The organism is Chitinivorax tropicus (genome assembly GCF_014202905.1).
Classification (GTDB): domain Bacteria; phylum Pseudomonadota; class Gammaproteobacteria; order Burkholderiales; family SCOH01; genus Chitinivorax; species Chitinivorax tropicus.
This window is the reverse complement of sequence record NZ_JACHHY010000023.1, coordinates 35,889-60,466: the sequence shown is the minus strand read 5'-3', so window position 1 is coordinate 60,466 and position 24,578 is coordinate 35,889. Positions and strand designations below refer to the sequence as shown.

Sequence of the window (24,578 nt, the reverse complement as noted above, 5' to 3'; positions counted from 1 at the left end):
AAACAACCCTCTTGACGAGGGCCAGCCTCACAGTGGCGCACAAGAGGTGCATCGAATGCATTCGACATTTCCAGCAGAATAATGCAATATGCATAACCGCCACGTACTCGTATGGATGTTTAGCTGACTGGACATCGACAATGCGAAGCTTGGAAATGAAAAAAGCCATGAAAAATCATGGCTTTTTTCACAAAACTTGGCGGAAAGGGAGGGATTCGAACCCTCGATACGGGAGGCCCGTATACCGGATTTCGAGTCCGGCGCATTCGACCACTCTGCCACCTTTCCGTGCAGAAGGTGCGCATTATATATACTATTGCGCCTTTGTAAACCCCGGTTCTGCGAAATCCGCATTTGATAGGGCTTCATGCATTGAGTACACCGATCAGACGCTTTTCATTTTATGCTTTGTTGCTCAGTGCCTTATTGGCCTGCTCACGAGAAGCCCCCCCACCCGTCGATTTGCGGGTCAAGCCGGTTGATCAGCAGAAAGAATTGGTGGTGCTGACCCAGACTGCCCCCAATACTTTCTATGTGGATAGTGATGGTAACTATGCAGGCCTGGAATACGATCTGATCCGGTTGTTTGCGCAGCAACAGGGGGTGCCGGTGCGGTTTGTCTTGCTACCCAATCGACAACAGACCTATAAGGAACTGGCGGGCGAGCATGCACACCTCGCAGCTGCTGGGTTGGCTGTTGCCACGCCAGCCCCAAAGGATGTTGTGTTTGGCCCAGCCTATCTACTGATCACCCCTGTGGTAGCTTACAACATCAACCAACCCAAACCCGAGGATCTGGCAGATCTGGCGGGTAAGAAAGTGCTGATCCCGAGCGGCTCTAGCCATCTACCGCTTCTAGAGAACGCCAAGCCCAAGCTGCCGGATCTGGAATGGCAGGAAGAACCATACAACGACCCAGCCGAGCTGCTGGAGAAACTGGCCCGAGGCGAAGCGGACTATGTCGTGACCGACTCGACCATTGTCGATGTCATGCGTAACTTCCACCCCAATATCAATACCGCTTTCGAGCTATCCCCCCCCAGGCAGGTTGCGTGGGCGATTCCCGAAAAAGCACCCGACCATTTCAAGCAATCAGTTGATGCATTTTTTGTACAGATCGAGAAAGACGGCACCCTACGCCGCTTGATCGACCGTTATTTCGGTCATTTACGTCGATTGAACCCAATCGACGTGCAAACCATGCTGGAGGCTCGTGGCAGCAAGCTCAGCGAATACCGCAGGTATTTTGAGGAGGCCGAGTTGCTGACGGGTATCGACTGGCGGTTATTGGCAGCATTGGGGTATCAGGAATCGCACTGGGACCCGCTCGCCACCTCGCCTTTTGGCGTCCGCGGCCTGATGATGCTGACCACTGCCACCGCCGAGCGGCTGGGCATCAAAAATAGACTGGACCCACGCGAAAGTATTCTTGGCGGCGCACGCTATCTACAGATGTTGCGGGAAATGCTACCCGCGCGGATTGCCGAGCCCGATCGCACCTGGATTGCACTTGCCACCTACAATATCGGCTATGGCCATCTGGAAGACGCCCGCATCCTGGCCAAGCGACAGAACAAAAACCCCGATGCGTGGACCGATCTGAAAAGCACCCTGCCACAACTCAGAGATGAAGCCTACTTCACCACCGTCAAGAACGGCTACGCACGGGGCGGTGAGACAGTCATCTTTGTGGAGAACGTTCGCACCTACCGTGACATCCTGGTCCGCTTCGAGCCTCCGTTCAGGCCACTGTTTCCGGCCTTCAATGACAAAGTGACCGTTTCCGATGCCCTAAAACCAGACACAGCCAAGTAATACCCCGATCCAACGGGAAGATGGCCGCTTTTGAACATGTATACAACCCGGCGGCCAAGCCATCAGGGTTAGCCAGCATTGCCATCCCCCCGCAAACTGGCCACCATCTTCCGCCTGATGCCGGAATGGCCGTATTGCTACTATAATCCGGCAACCACCAAGAAGAGGACTACCATGGGCTTTCTCGCCAACAAACGTATCCTGATCACCGGCCTGATCTCCAACCGCTCGATTGCCTACGGCATCGCCCAAGCCATGCACCGTGAAGGCGCCGAATTAGCCTTTACCTATGTGGTTGATAAACTGAAAGATCGCGTTGTGGAGATGGCGAATGAATTCGGCAGCAGCATCGTCATCCGCTGCGATGTCGGGTCGGACGACGAAATCAACAACATGGCTGTCGAGCTGAAAACCCATTGGCCCGAAGGCTTCGACGGTTTCGTCCACTCCATCGGCTTTGCACCACGCGAGGCGCTCACTGGCGATTTTCTGGATGCGATCAGCCGCGAAAGCTACCAGATCGCACATGACATCAGTGCCTACAGCTTCCCCGCCCTGGCCAAAGCCACCCGCGACATGTTGCGCCCCCATTCCGCCCTGCTGACCCTCACTTATCTGGGTGCAGAACGCGCCATGCCCAGCTACAACGTCATGGGCATGGCCAAGGCCAGCCTGGAAGCTGGCGTACGCTATCTGTCCTACGCCATGGGCCCACAGAATATCCGCGTCAACGGCATCTCGGCAGGCCCGATCAAAACGCTGGCCGCTGCTGGCATTGGCGGCTTTTCGAAGATCCTGCATCACGTGGCCGAAACCGCCCCGCTCAAACGCGGCGTCACCATTGAAGAAGTCGGCAACGTTGCCGCCTTCCTGATGAGCGACCTCGCATCCGGCGTCACCGGCGAGATCACCTATGTCGATGCCGGCTATAACATAGTCGCCCCCATCTCTGAAGAGTAAACCAGCGAATCTGGCGGCAAGCCGCAAGCATCTTGCGAACCCGCCAGAGTCCTCCTATAATCGCGCCTTCCTTTAAGCCGATGTAGCTCAGTTGGTAGAGCAACTGATTCGTAATCAGTAGGTCGGGTGTTCGATTCACCTCATCGGCACCATTAAGAATCAAGGGGTTAGCAGAAACGCTAATCCCTGTTCTTTTTTGGACAGTTAGAGCAACTGTCAAACTCCCAGCAAGTCCCCGCCTCACTTTCCTTCCCGCTGGTTTTTTGGGCATCACCGCCGCCCACTACTTTCAATCACCAACCGAAACACTGTAAGTCAACGCGCCAAAGCCTATCCCCCTTTCTAGTGCCAAGCTCAGCCCCTTCTGTCAGCAATACATATGAATCACAAATGCAATACACACACACGTGCGCCCACCATGCGCGGAGATTTTTCCAAGTCGGTGGGGGGCCAAATAAATGGTAACCAAGGTAACCGACCTCAAAAAACACAACATATTCATTTAACTTCAACAAGTTATAAAAATTCTAAAAAGGTAACTTTAAGATAACCAAAAGGTAACCGGTTACCTTTTATAAGAGTAACTTGATAGATTTTTCAGCCTGTTTATTTTCAATGACTTAGCATCCGGTTACCTTTTGGGTTACCTCTAGTTACCTTTTAGAGGTAACCACTATCCTTATTACAAATCAGCAGCTTAGATAGTTTTTCTCAGGGCGGCTACCTCGGTTACCATTTTTTGAACACCCCCTACGGCTTGAGCGAGCGAAGCACTTCTGCCCATGCCATCCTGCGTGACTGCATGTCTAGACTGCATCAAAACGCAAGGTTTACACAGGCTGACAAATCGCTTGAAGCGCCATAGCTGGCGGTCTTTCCCGGCAATCATGCAGCTGCATAAAAAGCCACCCCTTTAGCGCGCGGGCGTGGCGGGGTCACGATCCCGCGCGCTGGGGGCTGGTCAAGGCTAGTTGCCGCCTGCCGCATCTAGTTGCGTCATGATGTGACATTTGCATATCCTTGTGCTTTTTTGCGTGGGAATCGTTTGTCATGGCGTACGAAGGTATCAATCTCTATCAGTGTTTCTCGAAACTGTTCCCTGGACCCATTCGCAAGTCATCGTGGTTAGTGGCACGTTTCCGAATCCTTGCGGGCATGCCATCCTGAATGCAGGGGGTGTGGGTGGGCACTACTTCCATATTGCCGGTGATGGCAATGACCGCCCGTATTACATGGATGAGGCGGGTTATCGGCGCTACCTGAAAGAGAGTCGCAAAACGGAACTGCAGCGCAAATCGATCAAGATCACCAAGCCCGAAGCCATGCAGCGCAAGTTTGACGAGCTGGCCAGCAAAGACTGGTTATGGGGTGTGCTACCGCACAACTGCGCCGCATTTATTGAAGAGCTGGTGAAAGCAGGGGGCAGTGATACCGGGCTTTATACCAACTGCCTGGCGCTGGAGGATTGGAAGTGAAGGTGTTGCGGATCATCGGGCTGGGCGTGGGCGGGTGCCTGCTGTTTGCCGTGCTGTCGTGGGCCGTCTGCATTTTTGTGCTCAAGCCCCATTGGGAAACCTCCCTGTCCATCATTATCTATTCGTCGTTGGCTGGGTTGATTACGGGTAGTTGGCTTGGGGCGCATCACAAAGGGTAACGGCGCTACCTGCTGATAGTTGATTGCCTAGTTATTTGTGCAAGTCGCTTCCGATATGACCAGCACATACAAGCTGAACTGGATCACTATGCCTCAGCCAAAAACATTCAACTTCTGCAGGCGTGCCTGTGGTAGCACGATCTCGTTTTCGTAGGGTATCGGGCCACTTCGCTAGCCTTACAAACACTGCCGGTACTGCCCGGAACAAGCCCCATATTGACGAGCTCTTCCTTGCCGTTACTTCGATGTGGCTCCATGCCGCAATGTTGTCCTGCTGCAATCCTGTACATTGATCGGGTATTTCACACAAACTTCACGCACAGCACATCTATCGCGTGCATGCTGGTAAATTAGATGAATGTGCGTTGATGCTCGATGAATGTTCTTGCCAGCATATGTGACAAGGTGTGTATCCTGTGCGTCTGCTGTGGGTTGGCAGGAATTTTATTTCCGTTTGGCCACAAGTATCACGTCAACATATCTATAATTTGCATGTCATTCCTAACTTACTACGATCAGGCGTATCGCCCATGTCCTTGCGTCCATTGCTGACTCCATTCCTCTTTTTGTGGTCTTTCATTTCGTTGATTTTTGTCGTGTTGGGCTGGCTGGCTCGACTGGTTGTGGGAGATCTGCATTGGCAGGCACCCAGTTGGTTGTTGTCGCTGGGGGCGTTGCTGTCGCGCCTTGGGCTGTGGGTGGGAGCCAATCCTAAAAAAGGGGCTGCCTATGGCGGGCTGCTATTGGCCTTGCTGGGCGGTGGCGGCTGGGGGCTCTGGTGGTGGTGGCATCTGCCCAAGCCACAGATGACGACCTATGAGGTCAAAGCACCACCGCTGACTGTGCTGGAGGACGGCAAATGGATCACCAAACCTTTGGTCGTGGAGTTTTCCGAGTCGGTTGCGCCGATCAAAGAGGTGGGGAGGCCAGTCAAGGCTGGGATAAGCCTGAATCCGCAATTGGCGGGCAATTGGACATGGGATGGGGACAAAAAGCTGGTATTCCAGCCCACAGGTGATTGGCCGGTTGGCGAGACTTTTGAGGTCAAGTTCGACAAAAAGGGGGTGTTTTCTCCCCAGACCAAGCTGGATGAGTACCATTTTGAATTCGATACTGCGGCGTTTGAAACCAAGATCAGCAGCGCGGAGTTTTATCAAGACCCGGTTGATCCTGGCCAAAAGAAGCTGGTAGCCACGGTGCACTTTTCGCATCCGGTCGATACCGCAAAATTCGAGAAGCGCATCAAGCTGGACATGGCGATGGGGGCAACCTTTCTGGGGTTGAGCGGGGATTCCACCCGCTATACGGTCACCTATGACAAGCCGCATTTGAATGCCTATATCCACTCGGCTGCGCTGGCCATTCCTCGTGATGATACCTCGATGACGTTGACGCTCGACAAAGGCATTGTAGCGATGCGGGGCGGAAATGAGACACAAGCCGAGATCAGCGCTTCCATCAAGATTCCTGGGCGCAATAGCCTGCGCTTCAGCAATGGCAGCATGACCTTGGTGGACAACGAGCGATTTGAGCCTGAGCAGGTATTGTTGTTTGAAAGCAGCATGCCGGTGACGGATAAGGCGCTGGTGGGCAAGGTGAAGGCGTGGTTGTTACCGAAATTCCACCCGGATCAGAAGGCGGCTGAGCGTAGCGACAGTGAGCCTTACCATTGGGCAGATCAGGGTGGGGTTGGCAAAAATGAATTGGCCAAATCCAGTGTATTGGCAATCACCCAGGTGCCAGGCGCGGAGGAGAACAATGCACTGCACAGCTATAAGTTCAAGGCGCCGGTGGGCCGCTTTATCTATGTGCAGATCGATAAAGGGGTACAGGCATTTGGGGGATATCAATCCGGTGGCATTCACGATTTCATCGTGCAGGTCGAGCCCTATCCCCAGGCCCTGAAGGTGATGGGACAGGGATCATTGTTGTCATTGGCGGGTGAAAAGAAGGTCGGCTTCATGGCCCGTGGGTTGGAAACCGTGAATATCGAGGTCGGTCGTTTCCTCCCGAACCAGTTGCACCATCTGGTGCAACATGGCGGCAATCTGTTCACCCAGCCTGATCTGGCTGACTATGAAATGGATCGCTTGGTCGAGCGCTATACCGAAGACCGCAGCCTGGATGCCCGCGACCCCGGCAAACCCGTTTACGATAGCATTGATCTGACCCCCTACCTGACCGACAAGGCTGGCATCAAGCGTGGTTTATTCCTGATCAAGCTGAAAGGCAAGGGTAAAGCGCAGCAACCAACTGAAGAAGCTGACCAGGGAGAGGAAGGCGACGCGGGTGAAGGTGAAGGGGGCTACGAAGGTGAAACCGGTGAAGTCAGCGATGCGCGGTTGATTCTGTTGACGGATCTGGGCGTGATCGTCAAACGCGCTACCGATGGCAGTCAGGATGTGTTTGTCCAGTCCATCCAGACCGGCCAACCTGTTGCGGGCGCACGGATAGATGTGGTCGGGCGCAACGGCCAGGCCACGGAAACCCAGACTACCGATGCAACCGGCCATGCCCGTCTGCCCAATATCAGCAAGTTGTTACGTGAAAAAGCTCCCATTATGTATGTGGTGCAGAAAGAGGGAGACATGTCCTTCCTGCCAATGGGCAGGTCGGATCGCATGCTCAATCTGTCGCGCTTTGACATCGGCGGCGCATCCAATGCCAGCAAGGCAGATCAGCTGACTGCCTATCTGTTCTCTGATCGTGGTATCTATCGCCCTGGTGAAAAGGTGAATATCGGCTCGATCGTGCGTACTGCTGATTGGCGTAATGGCTTGGAAGGCATCCCCTTGCAGGCAGAGGTGACCGACCCACGCGGTGCAACGGTATTCCGTGAGTCCATCAAGATAGGGAAAGGCGGATTCGACAGCTTCTCGTGGTCAACCACCGAAACCTCGCCCACTGGTGAATACACGGTTGGCTTGTATCTGGTGAAAAACGGCGCTCGTGATAGCCAGATTGGCAGCGTGTCGGTCAAGGTCCGCGATTTTGAGCCTGATCGCATGCGGGTGACCGCGAAATTGTCCGACGGGCCTGTCGAGGGCTGGCTGGCGCCGCAAGATGTCAAGGCGCAGGTCAAAGCGATGCATCTGTTCGGTGCGCCAGCCGAGGGCCGCCGGGTCGAGAGTGAGATCAGCCTAAGCCCCGTGCTGCCGGCCTTCGCCAAGTACCGTGACTATGCTTTCTACGATACCAGCCTGCTGTCAGAGGGCGTGCAGGACAAATTGCCGGCCACCACCACCAACGCGCAGGGTGAAGCGGAGTTACCACTCGATCTGCAGCGTTTTGGTGCCGCGACATATCGGCTGAGTTTCCTGGCGCGGGTGTTTGAGGCAGAAGGGGGGCGCAATGTCGCGTCGCAAACCGCTGTATTGGTATCCAGCGCCAACTATCTGGTGGGGGTCAAGGCGGATGGCGACCTTGGCTACATCAATCGAGGCGCTGCGCGCAGCAGCCGCTGGCTGGCGATTGATCGGAAACTGCAGTCGATTGCGGTCGGTGACTTGAAGCTGGATTGGGTCCAGCGCAGATATGTATCGGTGCTGACCAAGCAGGACAGTGGTATCTATAAATATGTGTCGCGCCGCAAAGATGTGGTGCGCGACACCAAGGCGGTCAAGATCGAGGCAGGTGGCACTGAGTTTGCATTGCCAACCGGCGAGCCCGGCGACTACATGCTGGTGTTGCGCAGTGCCACGGGTGATGTGCTGAACCGCATCGAATACAGCGTCGTGGGTGAGGCGAATGTCAGCCGCTCGCTGGATCGCAACGCTGAATTGCAGCTCAAGCTCAACAAAACCGAATTCGAGGCGGGCGAAACCATCGATATCAGCATCCGTGCGCCCTATGTCGGGTCAGGGCTGATCACTATCGAGCGTGACAAGGTCTACCACCATGTCTGGTTCAAGACCACCACCACCAGCTCGGTGCAGCAGATCACGCTGCCAAAGGATTTTGAAGGCAACGGCTACATCAATGTGCAGTTCGTGCGCGACCCCGGCAGTGAAGAAATCTTCATGAGCCCGCTTTCATACGGCGTAGCGCCATTCGCAGTCAGCCTGAAAAGGCGGACAGAAGCGGTACGTGTGGATGCGCCATCACTGGTGAAACCAGGGCAGAATCTGAAGATGAAGGTGAAGACTGCCGAGCCCGCCAGAGTGGTGGTGTTCGCGGTAGATGAGGGCATCTTGCAGGTGGCACGCTACAAAACACCGAACCCGCTGGGGTATTTCTTCCAGAAACGGGCGTTGGAGGTCAACACGTCGCAAATCCTCGACCTGATCCTGCCGGAGTTCCAACGCCTGATGCAGGCTGCGGCTCCCGGTGGCGATGCAGATGGCGGTTTCGCCAAGCATCTCAACCCATTCAACCGCAAGCGTAAAGCGCCAGCGGTATATTGGTCGGGCATTGTCGATACCAGCAGCCAGGGCACCGAGCTGAGCTGGCGGGTGCCGGATTACTTCAATGGCAAGTTGCGGCTGATGGCGGTTGCCGTCACCCCGCAAGCCATTGGAGTACATGAGGGCGCGACGGAGGTGCGAGGCGATCTGATCCTGACCCCTAACGTACCCGCCATGGTGGCACCGGGGGATGAATTCACTGTCAGCGTCGGGGTCTATAACAATGCCAAGGGCAGCAGTGGACCGATCACGGTGGCATTGAAAGGTGGCAAGGAGCTGGCAGTGGTGGGCGAAAGCAAAACCAGCTTGCAGGCGGCGTACCTGAAAGAAGGGGTGGCCGAATTCAAGCTACGCGCCACTGAAACGCTGGGGGCCGGCAATCTGGAATTCATCGCCACCATCGGTGACAAATCAGCGCGTATGACAGAGAGTGTCAGCGTGCGGCCAGCGGTGCCTTTCCGCACCCAGCTGTCCTTTGGCCGGTTTGATGGCAGTAGCACCACGCAGACTTTGACACGTGACCTGTACCCCGAATACCGCAAGGTGGATGCCACAGTGTCGGTACTGCCCCTTGCCTGGTCACAAGGCTTGGTCGCCTATCTCGACAGCTACCCCTACTCCTGCACCGAGCAATTGGTCAGCAAGGCCATGCCCGCCTTGGTGTTCGCGGGCCGCCCAGAGCTGGGCAGGATTGCAGGCAAGGACAGCATCAAATCAGCCTTGCAGGTGTTGGGCAGCCGTCAGAATGACCAAGGCGCATTTGGTCTATGGTCCTCATCGGTTCGCATCGAGCCGTTTGCCTCAGCCTATGCAGTGCATTTCCTGATCGAGGCCAAGGAGCGCGGCACAGCTTTGCCTGCTGGCATGTTGGATAACGCCAACATGTGGCTGCAGAATCTCATCAATGCGGGGGGAGAAGACCTAGCCAGCGCACGGCTGCGTGCCTATGGCATCTATCTGCTGACCCGCCAGGGGATTGTGACCAGCGGGATGTTGGCAGGTCTGCAACAAGAGCTGGATGCCCGCTTTGCGCCCGCCTGGACGCAAGAACTGACCGCCGCCTACATGGCCGCCAGCTATCAGTTATTGAAACAGGACAAATTGGCCGAGCAGGCGTTGAAAGGTGTGATCTGGTCAGAGAAACGCAAGCGGAATGGCGACGGGGTGTATTACGACAATCTGGTACATGATGCGCAATTGCTGTACTTGTTGTCACGACACTTCCCAGGGCGGGCCATCAAGACGCCGCAAGCGGTGCTGGATAACATGGGCAAAGTGATGAGCAGTAATCAATTCAACTCGCTGTCATCTGCCTACCTGATGCTGGGTTTGGATGCCTATGCGGCACTGGCACAAGCGCAAGGCGTGAAACTATCGATCAGCGAAATTGCCCGTGATGGCAGCGAGCAGGCGCTGAGTCTGCCTGCGGGGAGCCTACCGAAAGCCGCGCTCTCCCTCTCTGCCGCCAAAGTGAAATTTGGCAAAGAGGGCAATCTGGCCGGTTATTTTGCGGTGAATGAGTCTGGGTTCGACCGAAAAGTGGCGGCTGAATTGCGTGAAGGGATAGAGATTGCACGCGAGTACACTGACTTGAATGGCAAGGCATTGTCCAAAGTGAAAGTGGGTGAAGAATTCCTGGTCAAATTGACCCTGCGGGCCACCCAGCGCGATCAAGTGCCACAAGTCGCCGTGGTTGACCTGCTTCCTGGCGGTGTCGAAGCGGTGATCGAGCTACGTCAACCCGTCGAGGCCATGCAACAGGACACGCCGGCGGAGCAGACCGCGCCCACCTTGCCGATTGGCGTACCGGACAAATCCAACTGGGTGCCCGATTTTGCCGACCTACGCGAAGATCGGTTGGTGCTGTACGGCATGGCAGGTAAAGAGGTCGGCACATTTGTCTACAAGGTGCGCGCCACCAATGCCGGGGTATTCCGCACCCCTGCTCCGTTTGCGGAAGGCATGTATGACCGTAGCACGGTCGCCCGTGGCACCGTCGGCAAACTGGAAATCGTGAAGCCCTGAGCATGGACAACACACTCACGCATGTGGCCGCTACCCTCCTCAGCATGAGTGTGTCATCCAGTTTCCATGTCCGGCACAAAGCGCGGAAGGCCAGCAGCCCATGGCCTTCCGTCCCACCAGGGCTGATCGGCAGCACACAACGCGCTGTGGGTAGCCCGGGCCCGGCTGACGAAACGTTTTGGGCTAATGTCCGCCACCATCACTCCACCCATGACCGAAGCCATCTGGAAAACCGCATCACCCATCCCAAGCAGGGCTACAGCTGGACTAAGGCCGAGGCGCGACTGGCGCGATACCCGGTAAATGGCCAGGTCACGGTGCATGACAACCCGAATTCCCCGAATCCAGCGTCTTGACCCACTCCTGAGCGGGCTTGCGCACCCACTATCTGAACCATGTTGCTGAAACGCTTTCTTCGAATGTTGGCTGGGTTGCTCTTCGCCCTGGCCATACTGCGGCTTTGGCCGCACGAGCCGCTGCGCAGCTTTGCGCCGGAATCCGCAGCCATCTGGTCACATGACGGCGAGCTGTTACGGCTGACATTGGCTGCCGATCAGCAATACAGGCTGTGGACACCGTTGGAGCAGATCTCGCCCCGCATGATCGAGGCAGTCAAGGTTCAGGAGGATCGTTGGTTCGACTGGCACCCTGGCGTCAATCCAGTGTCGATACTGCGCGGCGCATTTCGTACCTATGCTCAGGAAGATCGCCAGGGGGGCTCGACGTTGAGCATGCAGCTGGTACGGATGATCCATCAGCTCAACACCCGCAACCCAGCGGGCAAGCTCAAACAGATCGGCTTGGCGTTGTGGCTGGAGGCCCGTTACAGCAAACATGACATCTTGGAAGCCTATCTGAATCTCGTCCCCTATGGGCGCAACTTACAAGGCGTGGGCGCGGCCAGCCTGACATACTTTGGCAAAACACCTGACAAGCTCAGCCTGCCAGAAGCGATCACCTTGGCCGTGATTCCACAGCATCCCAATCTGCGGGCAGATCGGCTACTGGGTGCTCCACGTCTGCAGAAGGCACGTTTGCGGGTGCTCTCCCGCTGGCCAGCACGCTGGCCGTTGGGCGAAGCCGAGCGCCAGCTGGCCCGGCAACCATTGCCATTGCGCCCTCTGTCATCCCTGCCTTTCCTGGCACCGCATTTTGTCGATAGCTTGTTGCTGGATCAACCTGGGCTGACAGGCCCGATACAGACCACACTGGAGCACCGCCTGCAGCGTTTGATGGAACGGCAGATTGCTGGGTATCTGCAGGAAAAGGCCAGCCAGGGCGTGCACAATGCAGCAGCCTTGCTGATTGATACTCGTGATCAGGGCGTCCGCGCCATGATCGGCTCTGCCAACTACTTCAATGCGGCCATCGATGGGCAGGTGAATGGCACCCAGGCCAAACGCTCGCCCGGTTCGGCACTCAAGCCATTCATCTTCGGCATGGGCCTGGATCAAGGCATCCTCCACCCGATGACCATGCTGCGCGACACCCCAAGCGCCTTCGGGCCATTTTCCCCTGAGAATTTCGATGGCCGTTTCATGGGTCCGATCAGCGCCAAAGACGCCCTGATCCGCAGTCGGAACATCCCTGCCGTGTGGGTGGCTTCGCAGCTCAAACGCCCCAGCCTGTATGACTTTCTACGCAGCGCAGGCATCACCCAACTGAAAAGCGAACAGCACTATGGCTTGGCACTGGTACTGGGCGGCGGTGAAATCACGATGGAGGAATTGGCCGGCCTCTACACCATGCTCGCCAATCATGGTGAATTGAAACCATTGCGTTATCTGACATCACAGACTCGCCCACAGCACAGCCCCAGCTTGCTATCCCCCCAGGCCGCCTACCTGACACTCGATATGCTGAGCGCCAACCCCAGACCAGACGGCGCAGTACTGGACAGTCGCCATCACTGGCCCATCGCCTGGAAGACCGGCACCTCCTGGGGGTTTCGGGATGCATGGACAGTCGGCGTCGCCGGGCCTTATGTGCTGGCAGTCTGGCTTGGCAATTTCAATGGAGAAGGCAACCCAGCCTTTGTCGGCATCGACCTGGCCGCCCCCTTGTTCCATCGCATCACCGACGCCCTGAATCTCGCTGAGCAAGCGTCACCTTTTACCGGCTGGGCCCCGCCGGCAGGCATCAAGCAGGTCACCGTCTGCACAGCCAGCGGAGATCTACCCAACGCCTGGTGTCCCAACAAAACAAGCACCTGGTTCATCCCTGGCAAGTCGCCCATCCGCGTCAGCACTCTCCATCGCCCAGTAGCCATCGACAATCGTAGCGGGCGTCCTGCCTGCCCCCCATTCGATCCTGCCACCACCCATCTGGAGGTATTCGAGTTCTGGTCCTCGGACATGCTCAAACTCTTTCGCGAAGCCGGCATCCCCCGCCGCACCCCACCTCGCCCAGCACAATGCGACACTCCCCTGGCCAACGAAGAAGGCGACCCGCCCCGTATCACATCCCCCCTGACCAACGTCACCTACAAACTCAGCCAACAGCAAGCAGAGCAACGCATTGCCTTGCAGGCCACCACTGCGGCGGGCGTAAAGGAACTCTACTGGTTTGCCAATCAAAGCTTCATCGGCAAAGCCCCTGTCGGCCAAGCCCTGCCCTGGCGACCCGAACAAGGTGGGTGGTACGGACTATTGGCGGTGGACGACCACGGTCGTAGCACAAGCCGGGATGTCAAAGTAGAGATAGCCCGTTAGGTACTCCACCCCAGACGATTGCGCAGGCTAAAGGCACTACCGTTGGCTCACCACCTTTGTGATGACATAGGAGCTGATCATGTGTGGGAGTTCGGACTTCAACCTGGTAGCTCCCACTCTGTAGGTACCAGCCGGCCAGATCAGATCCGTACCTATACAGATCCATCCGCTCCACGGCCATGCAGACCCTGAGCTTCTTTCCTGGCTAATGAGAGGCGACCAACCTTCATCACACCTTCAAAATCAGCGTAATAACCAAATAGCACAATTATATATTTTTAATATACCCACATTTACAATAAACCATGTATTTGGTGGTGATTTTAAATAAATACAACATTCAATCGCACCAAATTAAAGCAAAAAAAGAATTATTTTTTCTCTCCAAAAATACCAGGAGTATCAAATGAAAACTCTGCTACTATCCATTGCATTAGCCTTCTCTGTTGGTCAGACTGTATTTGCCGCAGATGCCAACCATTCAGAATCCGCAGTAAAAGCCGCTCCAATGGTTGCCAGCACCTATTTTGAATTTGGTGCCCTGCTGGATCGCGATCTGGTTGCGATTAAAAAGACGCGAACCGGAACCAACTCAACAGAGATCCATATCTTAGATGCTCAGTCCGGTTATCAGCAATTCAATTTGCAAACTGGAACCGCATTGCACGAAACGGGTACCAATTTTGCTTTTGGGGTATTGCCTAATTCTGACATCGTTGCCATCAAAAAGAGCGATACCGGTACTCGCTCTACAGAGATTCACATCTTAAATGCAAGAACAGGCTACAGATCATTCAATTTGCAGACAGGCACCGCCTTACACGAAACTGGTGACAATTTCGACTTTGCGGTGCTCCCCAATCGCGATGTGATGGCCATCAAGAAGAGCCAGACCGGCACAGGATCAACAGAGGTGCATATTCTGGATGCCGGCTCCAACTATAGAAGATTCAAATTGCAGACTGGTACCGCACTACATGAAACAGGCAGCAATTTTGTCTTCAATGTACTGGCCAATGGTGACATCATGGCAGTGAAGAAGTCCATGACCGGCACCAACACCACGGAAGTATATGTACTGAGCGCCTCCAGCGGTTATCGCCGATTCAACCAGCAAACCGGTACTGCCTTGCACGAAACTGCAGACTGATGTGATGTAGCTGACTCATCAATGACAATGGGGCCTTTGTGGCCCCATTTGTTTGGGTATGTGGTAAAGAGCAGCTCAGTCGATATGCCCAGGAATCACCGGGGTTTCGACCCGGACATCACCGCATTGGGCGCGATGCCGCAAAGCATGGTCCATCAGCACCAGGGCCAGCATCGCTTCGGCGATCGGAGTGGCGCGGATGCCGACGCAAGGATCATGCCGACCCGTGGTCTGCATCACCACAGGGTTGCCCGCCTTATCGATGGAGCGGCGCTCTTGTGGGATGCTGGAGGTTGGCTTGACAGCCAGGCTGACATGGATGGCCTGCCCGCTGGAGATACCCCCCAGCACGCCACCGGCGTGGTTGCTGGCAAAGCCCTGCGGGGTCAGCTCGTCACTATGTTCAGAGCCGCGCTGGGCCACGCTGGCGAACCCAGCACCAATCTCAACGCCTTTGACGGCATTGATGCTCATCATGGCATAAGCAATGTCGGCGTCCAGCCGGTCGAATACCGGCTCGCCCCAGCCCACTGGCACCTGCTCCGCCACCACGTCGATACGAGCACCGATGGAGTCACGCTCGGCGCGGATGGTGTCCATATAGCTTTCCAGCTCAGGGACGATGTCCAGATTGGGGGCGAAAAACGGATTCTGTGCAACCGCATCCCAGGACTGGAACGGGATCTTGATGGCACCCAACTGGCTCATGTAGCCACGGATCACGACGCCATAGCGTTCGTGCAGCCATTTTTTGGCAATGGCCCCTGCCGCCACGCGCACGGCAGTTTCCCGTGCGCTGGAGCGCCCACCGCCGCGATAGTCACGGGTCCCATACTTATGCCAGTAGGTGTAATCAGCGTGGCCAGGACGGAAGGTCTCGACGATCTTGCCGTAGTCCTGGCTGCGCTGGTCGGTATTGCGGATCAACATGGCGATCGGCGTGCCGGTGGTCTTGCCTTCGAACACCCCGGAGAGGATCTCGACGGTATCCGGCTCCTTGCGTTGTGTGACATGGCGCGAGGTACCGGGCTTACGGCGATCCAGTTCGGCCTGGATGTCCGCTTCGGTCAGGGCGAGGCCTGGCGGGCAGCCATCCACCACGCACCCAATGCCGGGCCCGTGCGATTCGCCAAATGAGGTGACCGTGAACAACAAACCGAAGTGACTACCAGACATGCTGCCTCTCCTGAAGCGATGCACACGGCCAGACCTTGCCACCCAATCCGACTGGGCAGCCACCTTGTTGCCAGCTGCCTGCCACACGCCGTCGCCGGGAGCATGACGAGCACCATGCAGCAACAAATTTGCCGTGTTTCATCAAAAACCGAAAAAAGATTGCCAGTCTATCACAGCCACCGATCAGCGCGCCCAGGTTCTGCAAGCCAGATTTCATGATCTGCCGCGGCTGCGCTCCACCCCTATCCGGCCAACAGTTTTTCTGAGCCCAGTTGCCGGGACAACAGCCAGACCATCAGCGCCGCACCACTCAAGGGAACCACATACAGCGGCAGCCATTGGGCAAAGGTCAGCATTTCGCCGCGCAACAGCTTTTCCAGCGCGTAATACTGACCATTCACCGGCACCCAGGTCATCCAGTCTGGCAGCTTTTCCTTGGCAAACATATTGAGCAATGGCAGCAACGCAACCACGGCAATCGCGAGCGACATGGCCGTTTGCGACTCTTTCACCGATTTGCCCAATGCGCCGAATGCCAGCAAGGTGGCGGCCACAAACAATGCAAAGGGCGCCAGCACCAGCAGGAATCCGCCGAACTCCCGCCAATCGAACAGGAACGGGATGCCGACATTGGGCAAGGGTGCCAGTTTCAAGGTAATCATATAACCCAGCAGGGATGCGCAGGCAACCACCACATTGACCGTGCCCACCGCCAACCATTTGCCGATGGCGATCTGCAGCGGTCGGATCGGGTTCCCGAGCAGGGGCTCCAGCGACAACCGCTCACGCTCGCCAGCGGTGGCGTCCAATGCGGCCCCCATGGCGCAGAAAAACAGGCCATATAGTGCATAGAACGCCAACACTGACAATATCCCGGAGCCACTCTGCTGTGGGGTGGCCAGGTCGATCTGCTGGATCACAATCGGCCATGCCAACGCCGGGGACACCCCCTGCAACACCATGCGCGCGGTGGTGACTTGCTGTTGGTACTGGTTCAACAGCTGTTGCAGCGTCATCAAACGACTGCTGTTCCCATGGTCAGAGTAATCGGCTATCAACCGGATCGGTGCGGGCTGCCCGGTAGCAAATAGGGCCGCGAAGTCAGGCGGGATCTCCAACACAATCGGCAGCTTGCCCGCCTTCTGTTGCGTCATGAAATCCGCCGGCGCGGTGTCCACCGTCACGCCTTGTCGCTTCAGAAATACGGTCAAATCAGGCGCTGCTTGCGGATTCACCACAGCAATGCTGATGGTACTTTGCCGCTCCAGTGACAGATTGATCATGGTAAACAGGATGCCCAGCACCAATGGCCCGGACAGCAAGATCACCATGACCAACATCATCAACGACTTGCGGTCGCGGACAATGTCCAGCAATTCTTTCCTGAAAATGGCTGCTATTTGACCACTCATGTAAACAACCCCTCTGCAGAGCCCAGCACATGCACAAACGCATCCTCCAGCGAGGCTTGACCCGATTGCGCCAGAATCGCCTGTGGTGAGCCGACAGCAGCCACCGTGCCGCGATTGACGATCACCACTTCATCACACAATTCACCCACCTCTTGCATCACATGACTGGAAAACAGCACCGTCTTGCCAGCAGCCTTCAAGCCACGGATCACATCTCGCATGGAGCGGGTAGCCAGGATATCCAGCCCATTGGTGGGCTCATCCAGCAAGACGATTCGTGGATCGTGCACCAGAATGCGGGCGATGGCCGTCTTCATCCTCTCCCCTTGGGAAAAGCCAGCGGTCGGTCGGTCTGCAATCCCTGCCATACCCAATTGGTCGATCAGCTGGTCGATACGCTGCGCCAGCAGCTTGGCAGGCACACCATGCAGCTGCCCGAAATAGCGGATGTTCTCACGCGCCGTCAGCCGCTGGTACAGGCCCTTGGCATCACCCAGCACACCCATGGCGGATCGCAACCGCAGCAAATCCTGCTGAATGGCCACCCCATCCACCAGGATCTGCCCTTGATCAGCCTGCAGCACGCCAGCAATGATCCGCAGCAACGTGGTCTTGCCCGCACCATTAGGGCCTAGCAAGCCGGTGATCTGCCCTGGCTGCGCGGTGAAACTGACCTCATGCAAAGCTGTCACCTCGCGCCACCGACGAATCCAGCGCCCATCCCGCGCCCGGAATCGCTTCCCGATCGACACCACCTCGATCATGGCCGCGCCTCCTTGTCAGTAACATAGAAAGGCAGCGCAGGCATAGCCCTCAGCTTCAGATCGCAGGATTTCGCCTCCGCACCAGCCTTGGCATCTTGGATGAACTCGTGGATCACCTTGGGCACGCAACGGTAGTGGCTGATGACATGACCCAACTGCGGTGCTTGCAGGTGTAATCGATTGGCCAAACCTGTCGCCACTTGATTGGCGAGTCGTGGCGGCGTGACCGGGTCAAGCCCCCCCGACAGCAGCAGCGTCGGCACATTGGATTTGACCGGCCCTGGCAACGGCTTACCAGGCAACCCCCAGGCAGCACACACCTCACGCGCCATTTTCTGGACAGAGACGAACACGCCTGCGGCGGGCAAAGTGGGCACCTCAGCATCTTCGGCACATGCAACGGCAAAATACAGGACATCGTTCATCTGCTCACCAAGCACTAGCATCACCTGGCTGTAGGCTGCCAGCAGCGGCCTCACCTCACCCTGGCTGACCTGATACAACAAACGCGGCACCAGCGCTTGCATCTCGGGTTGATACAACATCACCCCCAAAGTGGACGCCAGACTAATGTCGCTGAATTGCCCCTTGAGCTGCACACCGGTAAGCGGATGCGGCAGATCGACCGCGATGGGCTTTTGCTGTAGCTGGCGCGGCAATTGTTCGACGATCTGCTGCAATTTTGGGTAGGCGGCATGGCAGCTTGAAGACTGTTGGCAGGCCACCACGACAGCATGTAGCCGTGCATCGTTGTTGGCAGCGATATCAGCAGTCAGCCGAGTCGTGGACGACACCACGCCATCCATCACCGCTGTGCGGACCCGCTCTGGATGCAGGCGGAGATACTCTTGCACCACCCGCGTGCCATACGAGCCCCCCCACAGGTTGAATTGCTCAATGCCCAACCGTGCCCGCACCGCCTCCAGGTCGCGGATATAGTCGTGCGTGGTGTAATGGGCTGCTTGCTCACGTAATGAGGCAAAACATGACAGTACCTCATCAGGCAAAAGCTTGTCCTTGAGCAAATCGGACAGCGGATCTGCATCAGCAGGCAATTTGCAGTCCAGTGGCTGGCTACGCCCTGTTCCTCGCTGGTCCACCAACAGCAGATCCCGCTCACGTCGCACCGCCCCCAGCGCCTGGGCCAGCCGCCCCAGGGCACTGGCCGCCTGCCCTGGCCCGCCGGCCAGCAACAATACCGGGTCTGGCGCAGGTTGGCGGGTCAACGCTGGCAGACGCACGATCTGCACACTGACCTGGCGGTGGTCACCCACCGCCAACGGCACATCCAGCTTCGCGCACTGCACCGCGCCAGGTATATCGTCAATCCGACAAGGCTCGAACTGCAACGGTGCTTGTGACGCATAAGCCCAAGTTGCGCCAGTGCAGGCCCACGCAGCCAACACGGTACGGCACCATCGGGGGATGGATCGTTTATTCATGACACTCCATGGTTGATCTATTGATACAAGATAGGGAATCTTCATGCTTCAGCGCAGGCCAGCCTGACCGAGCGCTTTCGGCGTTGCGGGTGGGGGCTCGATGCTCAGGGATGCCAGCAACGCCAGTTCCACCTCGTCAAAACCAGCTTGCTTACGTGCCGACCGATTCATCGATGCCGCAATCATCGGTGAGCCATGCTCATGGTACAGCCGCTTGAATGTCTCGACCGGGTCAAGCCCACGCTCGTCACAGACATGGCGATACCAGCGATTGCCAATGGCCACATGGCCGATTTCATCACGCAGGATGATATCCAGCAGATCCGCCGTGACCGTATCGCCATGCTGTCGCAACCGTAGCTGAATGCCCGGGGTCACATCCAGCCCCCGTGCCTCCAGAATCCGTGGCACCAGGGCCATACGTACCAACACATCATGATCGGTCTGAATCGCCATATTCCACAGCCCATTGTGGGCAGCCTCATCGCCATAGGCCGCGCCCAACACCGCCAACCGGTCGTTGAGCAACTGGAAGTGATAGGCCTCCTCTGCCGCCACCTGCAGCCAATCGCGGTAATAATCCAAGGGCAGCCCCCGGAACCGATACACTGCATCCAATGCCAGATTGATGGCATTGAATTCGATATGTGCAATCGCATGGATCAAGGCCACCTTGCCCGCTGGCGTCCCAATACGCCGCCTGGGCACCTGCTGTGGGTCAACCAGCACCGGCTTGGCCGGCCTGCCCGGTACTGGCATAGGCACCGCCTCCGTTTGCCAATCCAACACGCACTGCCCAGCCTGCCATGCCGCCCACAGCGCCTGAACCTGCTCGATCTTTCGTGGCACATCAGCCTCGACCAACGCACGGTGGCAGCATTCAAACAAAGGCAGACCGGTTGAGGCCGAAGATGAATCAACCACATGCATATAGGTACATCCGCTCATTTTTTGATCAGCAGTCAAAAAGCCCTGATGGCAAAACAAGATAGGTGGCTTATCCACACGCCTTTCACAGGGCCGTCAACGCCAATTGTGAATGAAAGACCTGCTGCTGAACAGCAACAGCCCGCCATCTGGGCGACTCTCGCGCCTGCACAAATTTTAGGCAGCCCGCTTTTTACGATTCCACTCAGCGGCTTAGCATGGTTTTCCACAGTGTTCTCACAACACCCTCCACCCAAGATGTGGGTTTCCCACACGGCAACCCGCATGGAGATTGGATATCACAGGACATACCGACCTCATCACACCATCCACCCCAACTGCTTAAATTTTAATCAGCTCGAATTTCACCCACGAAAACAGCGCACTGCCCTACCTATCCACAGCCCACCCACACCACCCTCCACGCAAGCTGTGAATCATGCCAGATCAGCCCTGCACGGCATTTTCAGCCGCTGCCCACCTTTTGAGCAAAGCAGAAAAGCGCAGTCTACTCAGTGGCCTGGCACCGCTATCCACAGCCCACCCACACCACACTCCACCCAAACTGTGTATGAAACCCGCTCATAGCACCTTGCCATCACACAACCGGCCAATGCCGAAAAATTAGGCAGCACCGGAAACCCGCTTCCAGACAAGGATTTAAGCCACTCATCCACAAGCCCTCCACATAGCCGCCCACGCCAACTGTGTATGAATCAGGCAAATAAAAAAGCGAGGCCACAGCTCACGTGGCACTCGCTCATTAGAACACCGCTCAGCAGCGGCCCCTGGCCATCACACCATGGTCAAGAAGCGGCTTTCCTACTTTTCCGCACCCGGGCAGGCTTGGCTGCCGCCTCCACAGAGGGTGCCGCTTCAGCCTCCGGCTCAGCATCGACCAGCACAAAATCGATCTTGCTGGTCTCCAGATCCACACGGACGACCTTGATCCGTACACGATCCCCCAGCCGATAGCGCTCGCCGGTTCGCTCACCGATCAGACAATGCAGGGCCTGATCGAAACGGAAATAGTCACTGCCCAGCTCAGAGATGTGCACCAGACCCTCAACATACACCTCGTCCAGCAACACGAAGATCCCAAAGCTGGTGGCTGCACTCACGGTACCGGTAAAGCATTCACCCACCCGGTCTTTCATGTAGAAACATTTCAGCCAGTTTTCGACATCGCGTGTTGCCTCATCTGCACGACGCTCCGTCATCGAGCAATGCTGCCCCAGCTCTGCCCACTTGCCGCCAGGTTTGTAGGCATCCTTACGCAGCACCGCCTTGATGGCGCGATGCACCAACAAGTCAGGATACCGGCGGATCGGGGAGGTGAAATGTGTATAGCCGTCATAGGCCAGGCCAAAGTGGCCGACATTGTCCGGGCTGTACACCGCTTGCTGCAATGATCGCAGCATGGCTGTCTGCAACAGCGCCGCCTCGGGCCGCTGCTTCACCTTCTCCAGCAATTGCGCGTAATCCTTGGCATGCGGATCTTCCCCGCCTGGCAAGGTCAGCGCAAACTCCTTCAGGAAGGAACGCAGATTCTCCAGCTTCTCCTGCGTGGGGCCCTCGTGGATGCGGTATAACGCCGGATGCTCATGCTGCTGCAGAAAGTCAGAGGCGCACACATTGGCCGCCAGCATGCACTCCTCGATCAGACGATGCGCATCATTGCGGGTGACCGGCACAATACGATCGATCTTGCCCTGATCATTGAAGATCATCTGCGTCTCGACCGTTTCAAAATCAATCGCGCCCCGCCGATGACGCGCAGCCAACAAGATCTGGAACAATTTGTACAGATGCTCGACATGCGGCAGCACAGCCGCATATTCTTCACGCAAGGGGCTACCGGGCTCGCTCAGCATGTCCCACACCTTGGTGTAGGTCAACCGCGCCTTGGAGTGCATCACCGCCGGAAAAAACCGGTATTGCTTGATCTCGCCCCGAGCCGAAATATTCATGTCACACACCATGCACATACGCTCGACATCTGGATTCAACGAACAAATGCCATTCGACAATTGCTCAGGCAGCATCGGAATCACCCGCCGTGGGAAGTAGACGGAATTGCCGCGCTCGCGCGAGGTGGTATCCAAAGCATCACCTGGGCGCACGTAATAGCTGACGTCCGCAATCGCCACCACCAGCCGCCATCCCTTACCAGCAGGCTCACAGTAGACAGCATCATCAAAATCACGCGCCGTCTCACCATCAATGGTCACCAGCGGCAGCTCGCGCAGATCCTCCCGCTTGAGCCCCTCCTCTGGCTTCCAGTCCAGCTTCCGTACTTTTTTGGGCGTCTTCTTGGCCTGCGCCTCGGCCTCAGGTGAAAACTCGAATGGCAGATCATGTTTGCGCAATGCAATCTCGATCTCCATCCCCGCATCACCATAATTACCCAGAATCTCGACCACCCGCCCCTGCGGCTGGGCATATTTGTCCGGCTGGGCAATCAGCTCCACCATCACCACCTGCCCAGACTGAGCCTCCCCTACATCCTGCGGCGCCACCAGAATATCCTGGCTGATGCGCTTGTCCTCCGCCACCACGAACAACACACCGCGTTGATTGAACAACCGCCCCACCAATCTGGTATGACGACGCTCGATCACCTCAACGATCCGCCCCTCGCGACGGCCTTTGAAATCCTTACCGACTTCTTTGACCAATACCCGGTCACCATGCAATACCTTATGCATTTCCTTGGGGCCAAGAAACAAGTCTTCGCTGCCATCGTCCGGAATCAGGAAACCATAACCATCTTTATGCCCCTGCACCCGCCCCTTGATCAAATCGAGCTTCTCGGGAATACAGATCGCACCTTTGCGATTCAACATGATTTCGCCATCACGCTCCATGGCGCGCAGGCGGCGCTCAAACAAGGGGAGCTCATCAGGCAGGATATCCAGCCAATCTGCCAGGCTGTCCGCATAGACAGGCACACCTTTATCGGTCAGTAGCTGGATGATGAATTCACGGCTAGGGAGCGGGTTGGGATAATTCGCTTTTTCGCGCGCAAGGAAAGGATCTGCAAGCCTCAGGCTGTTTTTCTTGTGCTTGTTTTTCTTACCTTTTAAGGCCGATTGGCTAATTTTTTCTGTTTTCTTGCTTTTTTTGTTTGACAAATCGAAAGTCCTCTATATAATGCGCAGTCTCTTGAGCCGCACTGCAGTAACAATGCGTTGCGCAAAAGAGATTATACAGGCCCAGGTGGCGGAATTGGTAGACGCACTAGTTTCAGGTACTAGCGGGTAACTCCGTGGAGGTTCGAGTCCTCTCCTGGGCACCAACACAAGATGCTTGTTTGATGTGCACTGTTTGACTGTATAATGAAAACCCTGAAATGCCCAGGTGGCGGAATTGGTAGACGCACTAGTTTCAGGTACTAGCGGGTAACTCCGTGGAGGTTCGAGTCCTCTCCTGGGCACCAAGATTTCAAAAAGCCGCGATAAATCGCGGCTTTTTTATTGCCTTTCGGACCTCTCCCTTTCCCCAGGCAATCTTTTCGCCGCCCAGAGCAGATAACATCACCCCACACCCACGCCAGAGCCCCAACGCTTGGCCCGTCTGGGCTCAAGCACCACGGCGATCATCGAGGCAGACTGTCCGGACGCAGCCCATTCGCTGAAAAATTTTCCTCCTACCTCTTGAATTTTCCCAACCAGGAAAGATCTTCTGCCATGCCTCCTATCAGGGGCGGGTCAGCTGCTTTCACTTTTCAGACGAGGAGTTTTAAATGCCGGGCCACTACATCATCAAGCAATCCAACGCCGCTCAGCCATACCACTTCGTACTCCGTGCCGACAACAACCACGTCATCCTGACAAGCGAGAACTACGCCAGCAAACAAGGCGCACTGAAAGGCATTGCCTCCTGCCAAATCAACAGCCCCGACGATGGCCGTTACCAGCGCAAGCAATCGACGGCAGCGCAGCCCTACTCCTTTGTTTTGAAAGCTGGCAATGGTGAGATCATCGGGCGAAGCGAAAACTACACGACCGAAGCCAGCCGAGAAACCGGTATCGCCTCAGTCAAGGTCAATGGCCCTACGTCAGACATCCGAGACGAAACCACCTGAATTGGGAAGGCCCCCTGTCCACGCCCCCAGGCAAATCGATCAAGATTTGCAC

Annotated in this window: 15 protein-coding genes and 4 tRNA genes; 12 read left to right on the top strand and 7 right to left on the bottom strand. The window is 56.4% G+C overall.

Annotated features, from left to right (window positions below):
- Positions 1-197 precede the first annotated feature (197 nt).
- Positions 198-288: transfer RNA gene (locus HNQ59_RS16290), tRNA-Ser, on the bottom strand.
- 84 nt (positions 289-372) lie between these two features.
- Between HNQ59_RS16290 and mltF the strand changes: the two genes are divergently transcribed.
- The 9 genes from mltF (at position 373) to HNQ59_RS16245 (ending at position 14,718) form a co-directional block, all read left to right on the top strand.
- Positions 373-1,815 (top strand): membrane-bound lytic murein transglycosylase MltF, encoded by a 1,443-nt coding sequence (gene mltF / locus HNQ59_RS16285; RefSeq protein WP_184041454.1) that lies wholly within the window; start codon positions 373-375, stop codon positions 1,813-1,815.
- 174 nt (positions 1,816-1,989) lie between these two features.
- On the top strand, positions 1,990-2,775 hold the full coding sequence (locus tag HNQ59_RS16280; RefSeq protein ID WP_184041453.1) for an SDR family oxidoreductase: 786 nt from the start codon (positions 1,990-1,992) through the stop codon (positions 2,773-2,775).
- Positions 2,776-2,851: 76 nt separating this feature from the next.
- Positions 2,852-2,927: transfer RNA gene (locus HNQ59_RS16275), tRNA-Thr, on the top strand.
- Positions 2,928-3,854: 927 nt separating this feature from the next.
- Positions 3,855-4,250 carry a hypothetical protein gene (locus HNQ59_RS16270; protein ID WP_184041452.1) on the top strand — a complete coding sequence of 132 codons (396 nt, stop codon included), beginning with the start codon at positions 3,855-3,857 and terminating at the stop codon, positions 4,248-4,250.
- A 2-nt stretch (positions 4,251-4,252) separates the two neighbouring features.
- The gene (locus tag HNQ59_RS16265; protein WP_184041451.1) at positions 4,253-4,429 is read left to right on the top strand and encodes a hypothetical protein; all 177 of its coding nucleotides are present in this window, start codon (positions 4,253-4,255) and stop codon (positions 4,427-4,429) included.
- A gap of 530 nt (positions 4,430-4,959) precedes the next feature.
- Positions 4,960-10,857 (top strand): alpha-2-macroglobulin family protein, encoded by a 5,898-nt coding sequence (locus HNQ59_RS16260; protein ID WP_184041450.1) that lies wholly within the window; start codon positions 4,960-4,962, stop codon positions 10,855-10,857.
- A gap of 2 nt (positions 10,858-10,859) precedes the next feature.
- Positions 10,860-11,213, top strand: a complete 354-nt coding sequence (locus HNQ59_RS16255; RefSeq protein WP_184041449.1) for a hypothetical protein — start codon at positions 10,860-10,862, stop codon at positions 11,211-11,213.
- A 39-nt stretch (positions 11,214-11,252) separates the two neighbouring features.
- A complete protein-coding gene (gene pbpC, locus HNQ59_RS16250) occupies positions 11,253-13,568 on the top strand; it encodes a penicillin-binding protein 1C (RefSeq protein WP_184041448.1) in 2,316 nt (771 codons plus the stop codon).
- A gap of 406 nt (positions 13,569-13,974) precedes the next feature.
- On the top strand, positions 13,975-14,718 hold the full coding sequence (locus HNQ59_RS16245) for a hypothetical protein (RefSeq protein ID WP_184041447.1): 744 nt from the start codon (positions 13,975-13,977) through the stop codon (positions 14,716-14,718).
- A 75-nt stretch (positions 14,719-14,793) separates the two neighbouring features.
- Here the strand turns inward: HNQ59_RS16245 and aroC are convergent, their stop codons facing one another.
- From aroC to rnr, 6 genes are all read right to left on the bottom strand, one after another.
- Positions 14,794-15,894: a chorismate synthase gene (aroC, locus tag HNQ59_RS16240; RefSeq protein WP_184041446.1), complete on the bottom strand. Its 1,101-nt coding sequence runs from the start codon at positions 15,892-15,894 to the stop codon at positions 14,794-14,796.
- A gap of 242 nt (positions 15,895-16,136) precedes the next feature.
- Positions 16,137-17,306 (bottom strand): ABC transporter permease, encoded by a 1,170-nt coding sequence (locus HNQ59_RS16235; RefSeq protein WP_184041445.1) that lies wholly within the window; start codon positions 17,304-17,306, stop codon positions 16,137-16,139.
- Positions 17,303-18,070: an ABC transporter ATP-binding protein gene (locus HNQ59_RS16230; protein ID WP_184041444.1), complete on the bottom strand. Its 768-nt coding sequence runs from the start codon at positions 18,068-18,070 to the stop codon at positions 17,303-17,305. The genes HNQ59_RS16235 and HNQ59_RS16230 overlap by 4 nt, the downstream gene beginning before the upstream one ends.
- The gene (locus tag HNQ59_RS16225; protein ID WP_184041443.1) at positions 18,067-19,512 is read right to left on the bottom strand and encodes an alpha/beta hydrolase; all 1,446 of its coding nucleotides are present in this window, start codon (positions 19,510-19,512) and stop codon (positions 18,067-18,069) included. The genes HNQ59_RS16230 and HNQ59_RS16225 overlap by 4 nt, the downstream gene beginning before the upstream one ends.
- A gap of 48 nt (positions 19,513-19,560) precedes the next feature.
- Positions 19,561-20,361, bottom strand: coding sequence for a ferritin-like domain-containing protein (locus HNQ59_RS16220; protein ID WP_343074304.1), 801 nt, complete (start codon positions 20,359-20,361; stop codon positions 19,561-19,563).
- A gap of 884 nt (positions 20,362-21,245) precedes the next feature.
- Complete coding sequence (gene rnr / locus HNQ59_RS16215; RefSeq protein WP_184041458.1) at positions 21,246-23,540, bottom strand: ribonuclease R; 2,295 nt, start codon at positions 23,538-23,540, stop codon at positions 21,246-21,248.
- A gap of 112 nt (positions 23,541-23,652) precedes the next feature.
- On the opposite strand from rnr, the gene HNQ59_RS16210 reads away from it, so the two are divergent.
- The 3 genes from HNQ59_RS16210 (at position 23,653) to HNQ59_RS16200 (ending at position 24,526) form a co-directional block, all read left to right on the top strand.
- Positions 23,653-23,737 (top strand) — tRNA-Leu (locus tag HNQ59_RS16210).
- 56 nt (positions 23,738-23,793) lie between these two features.
- Positions 23,794-23,878, top strand: a tRNA-Leu gene (locus HNQ59_RS16205).
- A gap of 306 nt (positions 23,879-24,184) precedes the next feature.
- Positions 24,185-24,526: a YegP family protein gene (locus tag HNQ59_RS16200; RefSeq protein WP_184041441.1), complete on the top strand. Its 342-nt coding sequence runs from the start codon at positions 24,185-24,187 to the stop codon at positions 24,524-24,526.
- Positions 24,527-24,578 lie beyond the last annotated feature (52 nt).

Excerpts from the sequence above, each read along its gene's own strand:
- aroC (WP_184041446.1), bottom strand. The coding sequence starts at position 15,894 with ATGTCTGGTAGTCACTTCGGTTTGTTGTTCACGGTCACCTCATTTGGC.
- HNQ59_RS16230 (WP_184041444.1), bottom strand. The coding sequence starts at position 18,070 with ATGATCGAGGTGGTGTCGATCGGGAAGCGATTCCGGGCGCGGGATGGG.
- HNQ59_RS16225 (WP_184041443.1), bottom strand. The coding sequence starts at position 19,512 with ATGAATAAACGATCCATCCCCCGATGGTGCCGTACCGTGTTGGCTGCG.
- pbpC (WP_184041448.1), top strand. The coding sequence starts at position 11,253 with ATGTTGCTGAAACGCTTTCTTCGAATGTTGGCTGGGTTGCTCTTCGCC.
- HNQ59_RS16280 (WP_184041453.1), top strand. The coding sequence starts at position 1,990 with ATGGGCTTTCTCGCCAACAAACGTATCCTGATCACCGGCCTGATCTCC.
- HNQ59_RS16245 (WP_184041447.1), top strand. The coding sequence starts at position 13,975 with ATGAAAACTCTGCTACTATCCATTGCATTAGCCTTCTCTGTTGGTCAG.
- HNQ59_RS16260 (WP_184041450.1), top strand. The coding sequence starts at position 4,960 with ATGTCCTTGCGTCCATTGCTGACTCCATTCCTCTTTTTGTGGTCTTTC.
- HNQ59_RS16255 (WP_184041449.1), top strand. The coding sequence starts at position 10,860 with ATGGACAACACACTCACGCATGTGGCCGCTACCCTCCTCAGCATGAGT.
- HNQ59_RS16235 (WP_184041445.1), bottom strand. The coding sequence starts at position 17,306 with ATGAGTGGTCAAATAGCAGCCATTTTCAGGAAAGAATTGCTGGACATT.
- HNQ59_RS16200 (WP_184041441.1), top strand. The coding sequence starts at position 24,185 with ATGCCGGGCCACTACATCATCAAGCAATCCAACGCCGCTCAGCCATAC.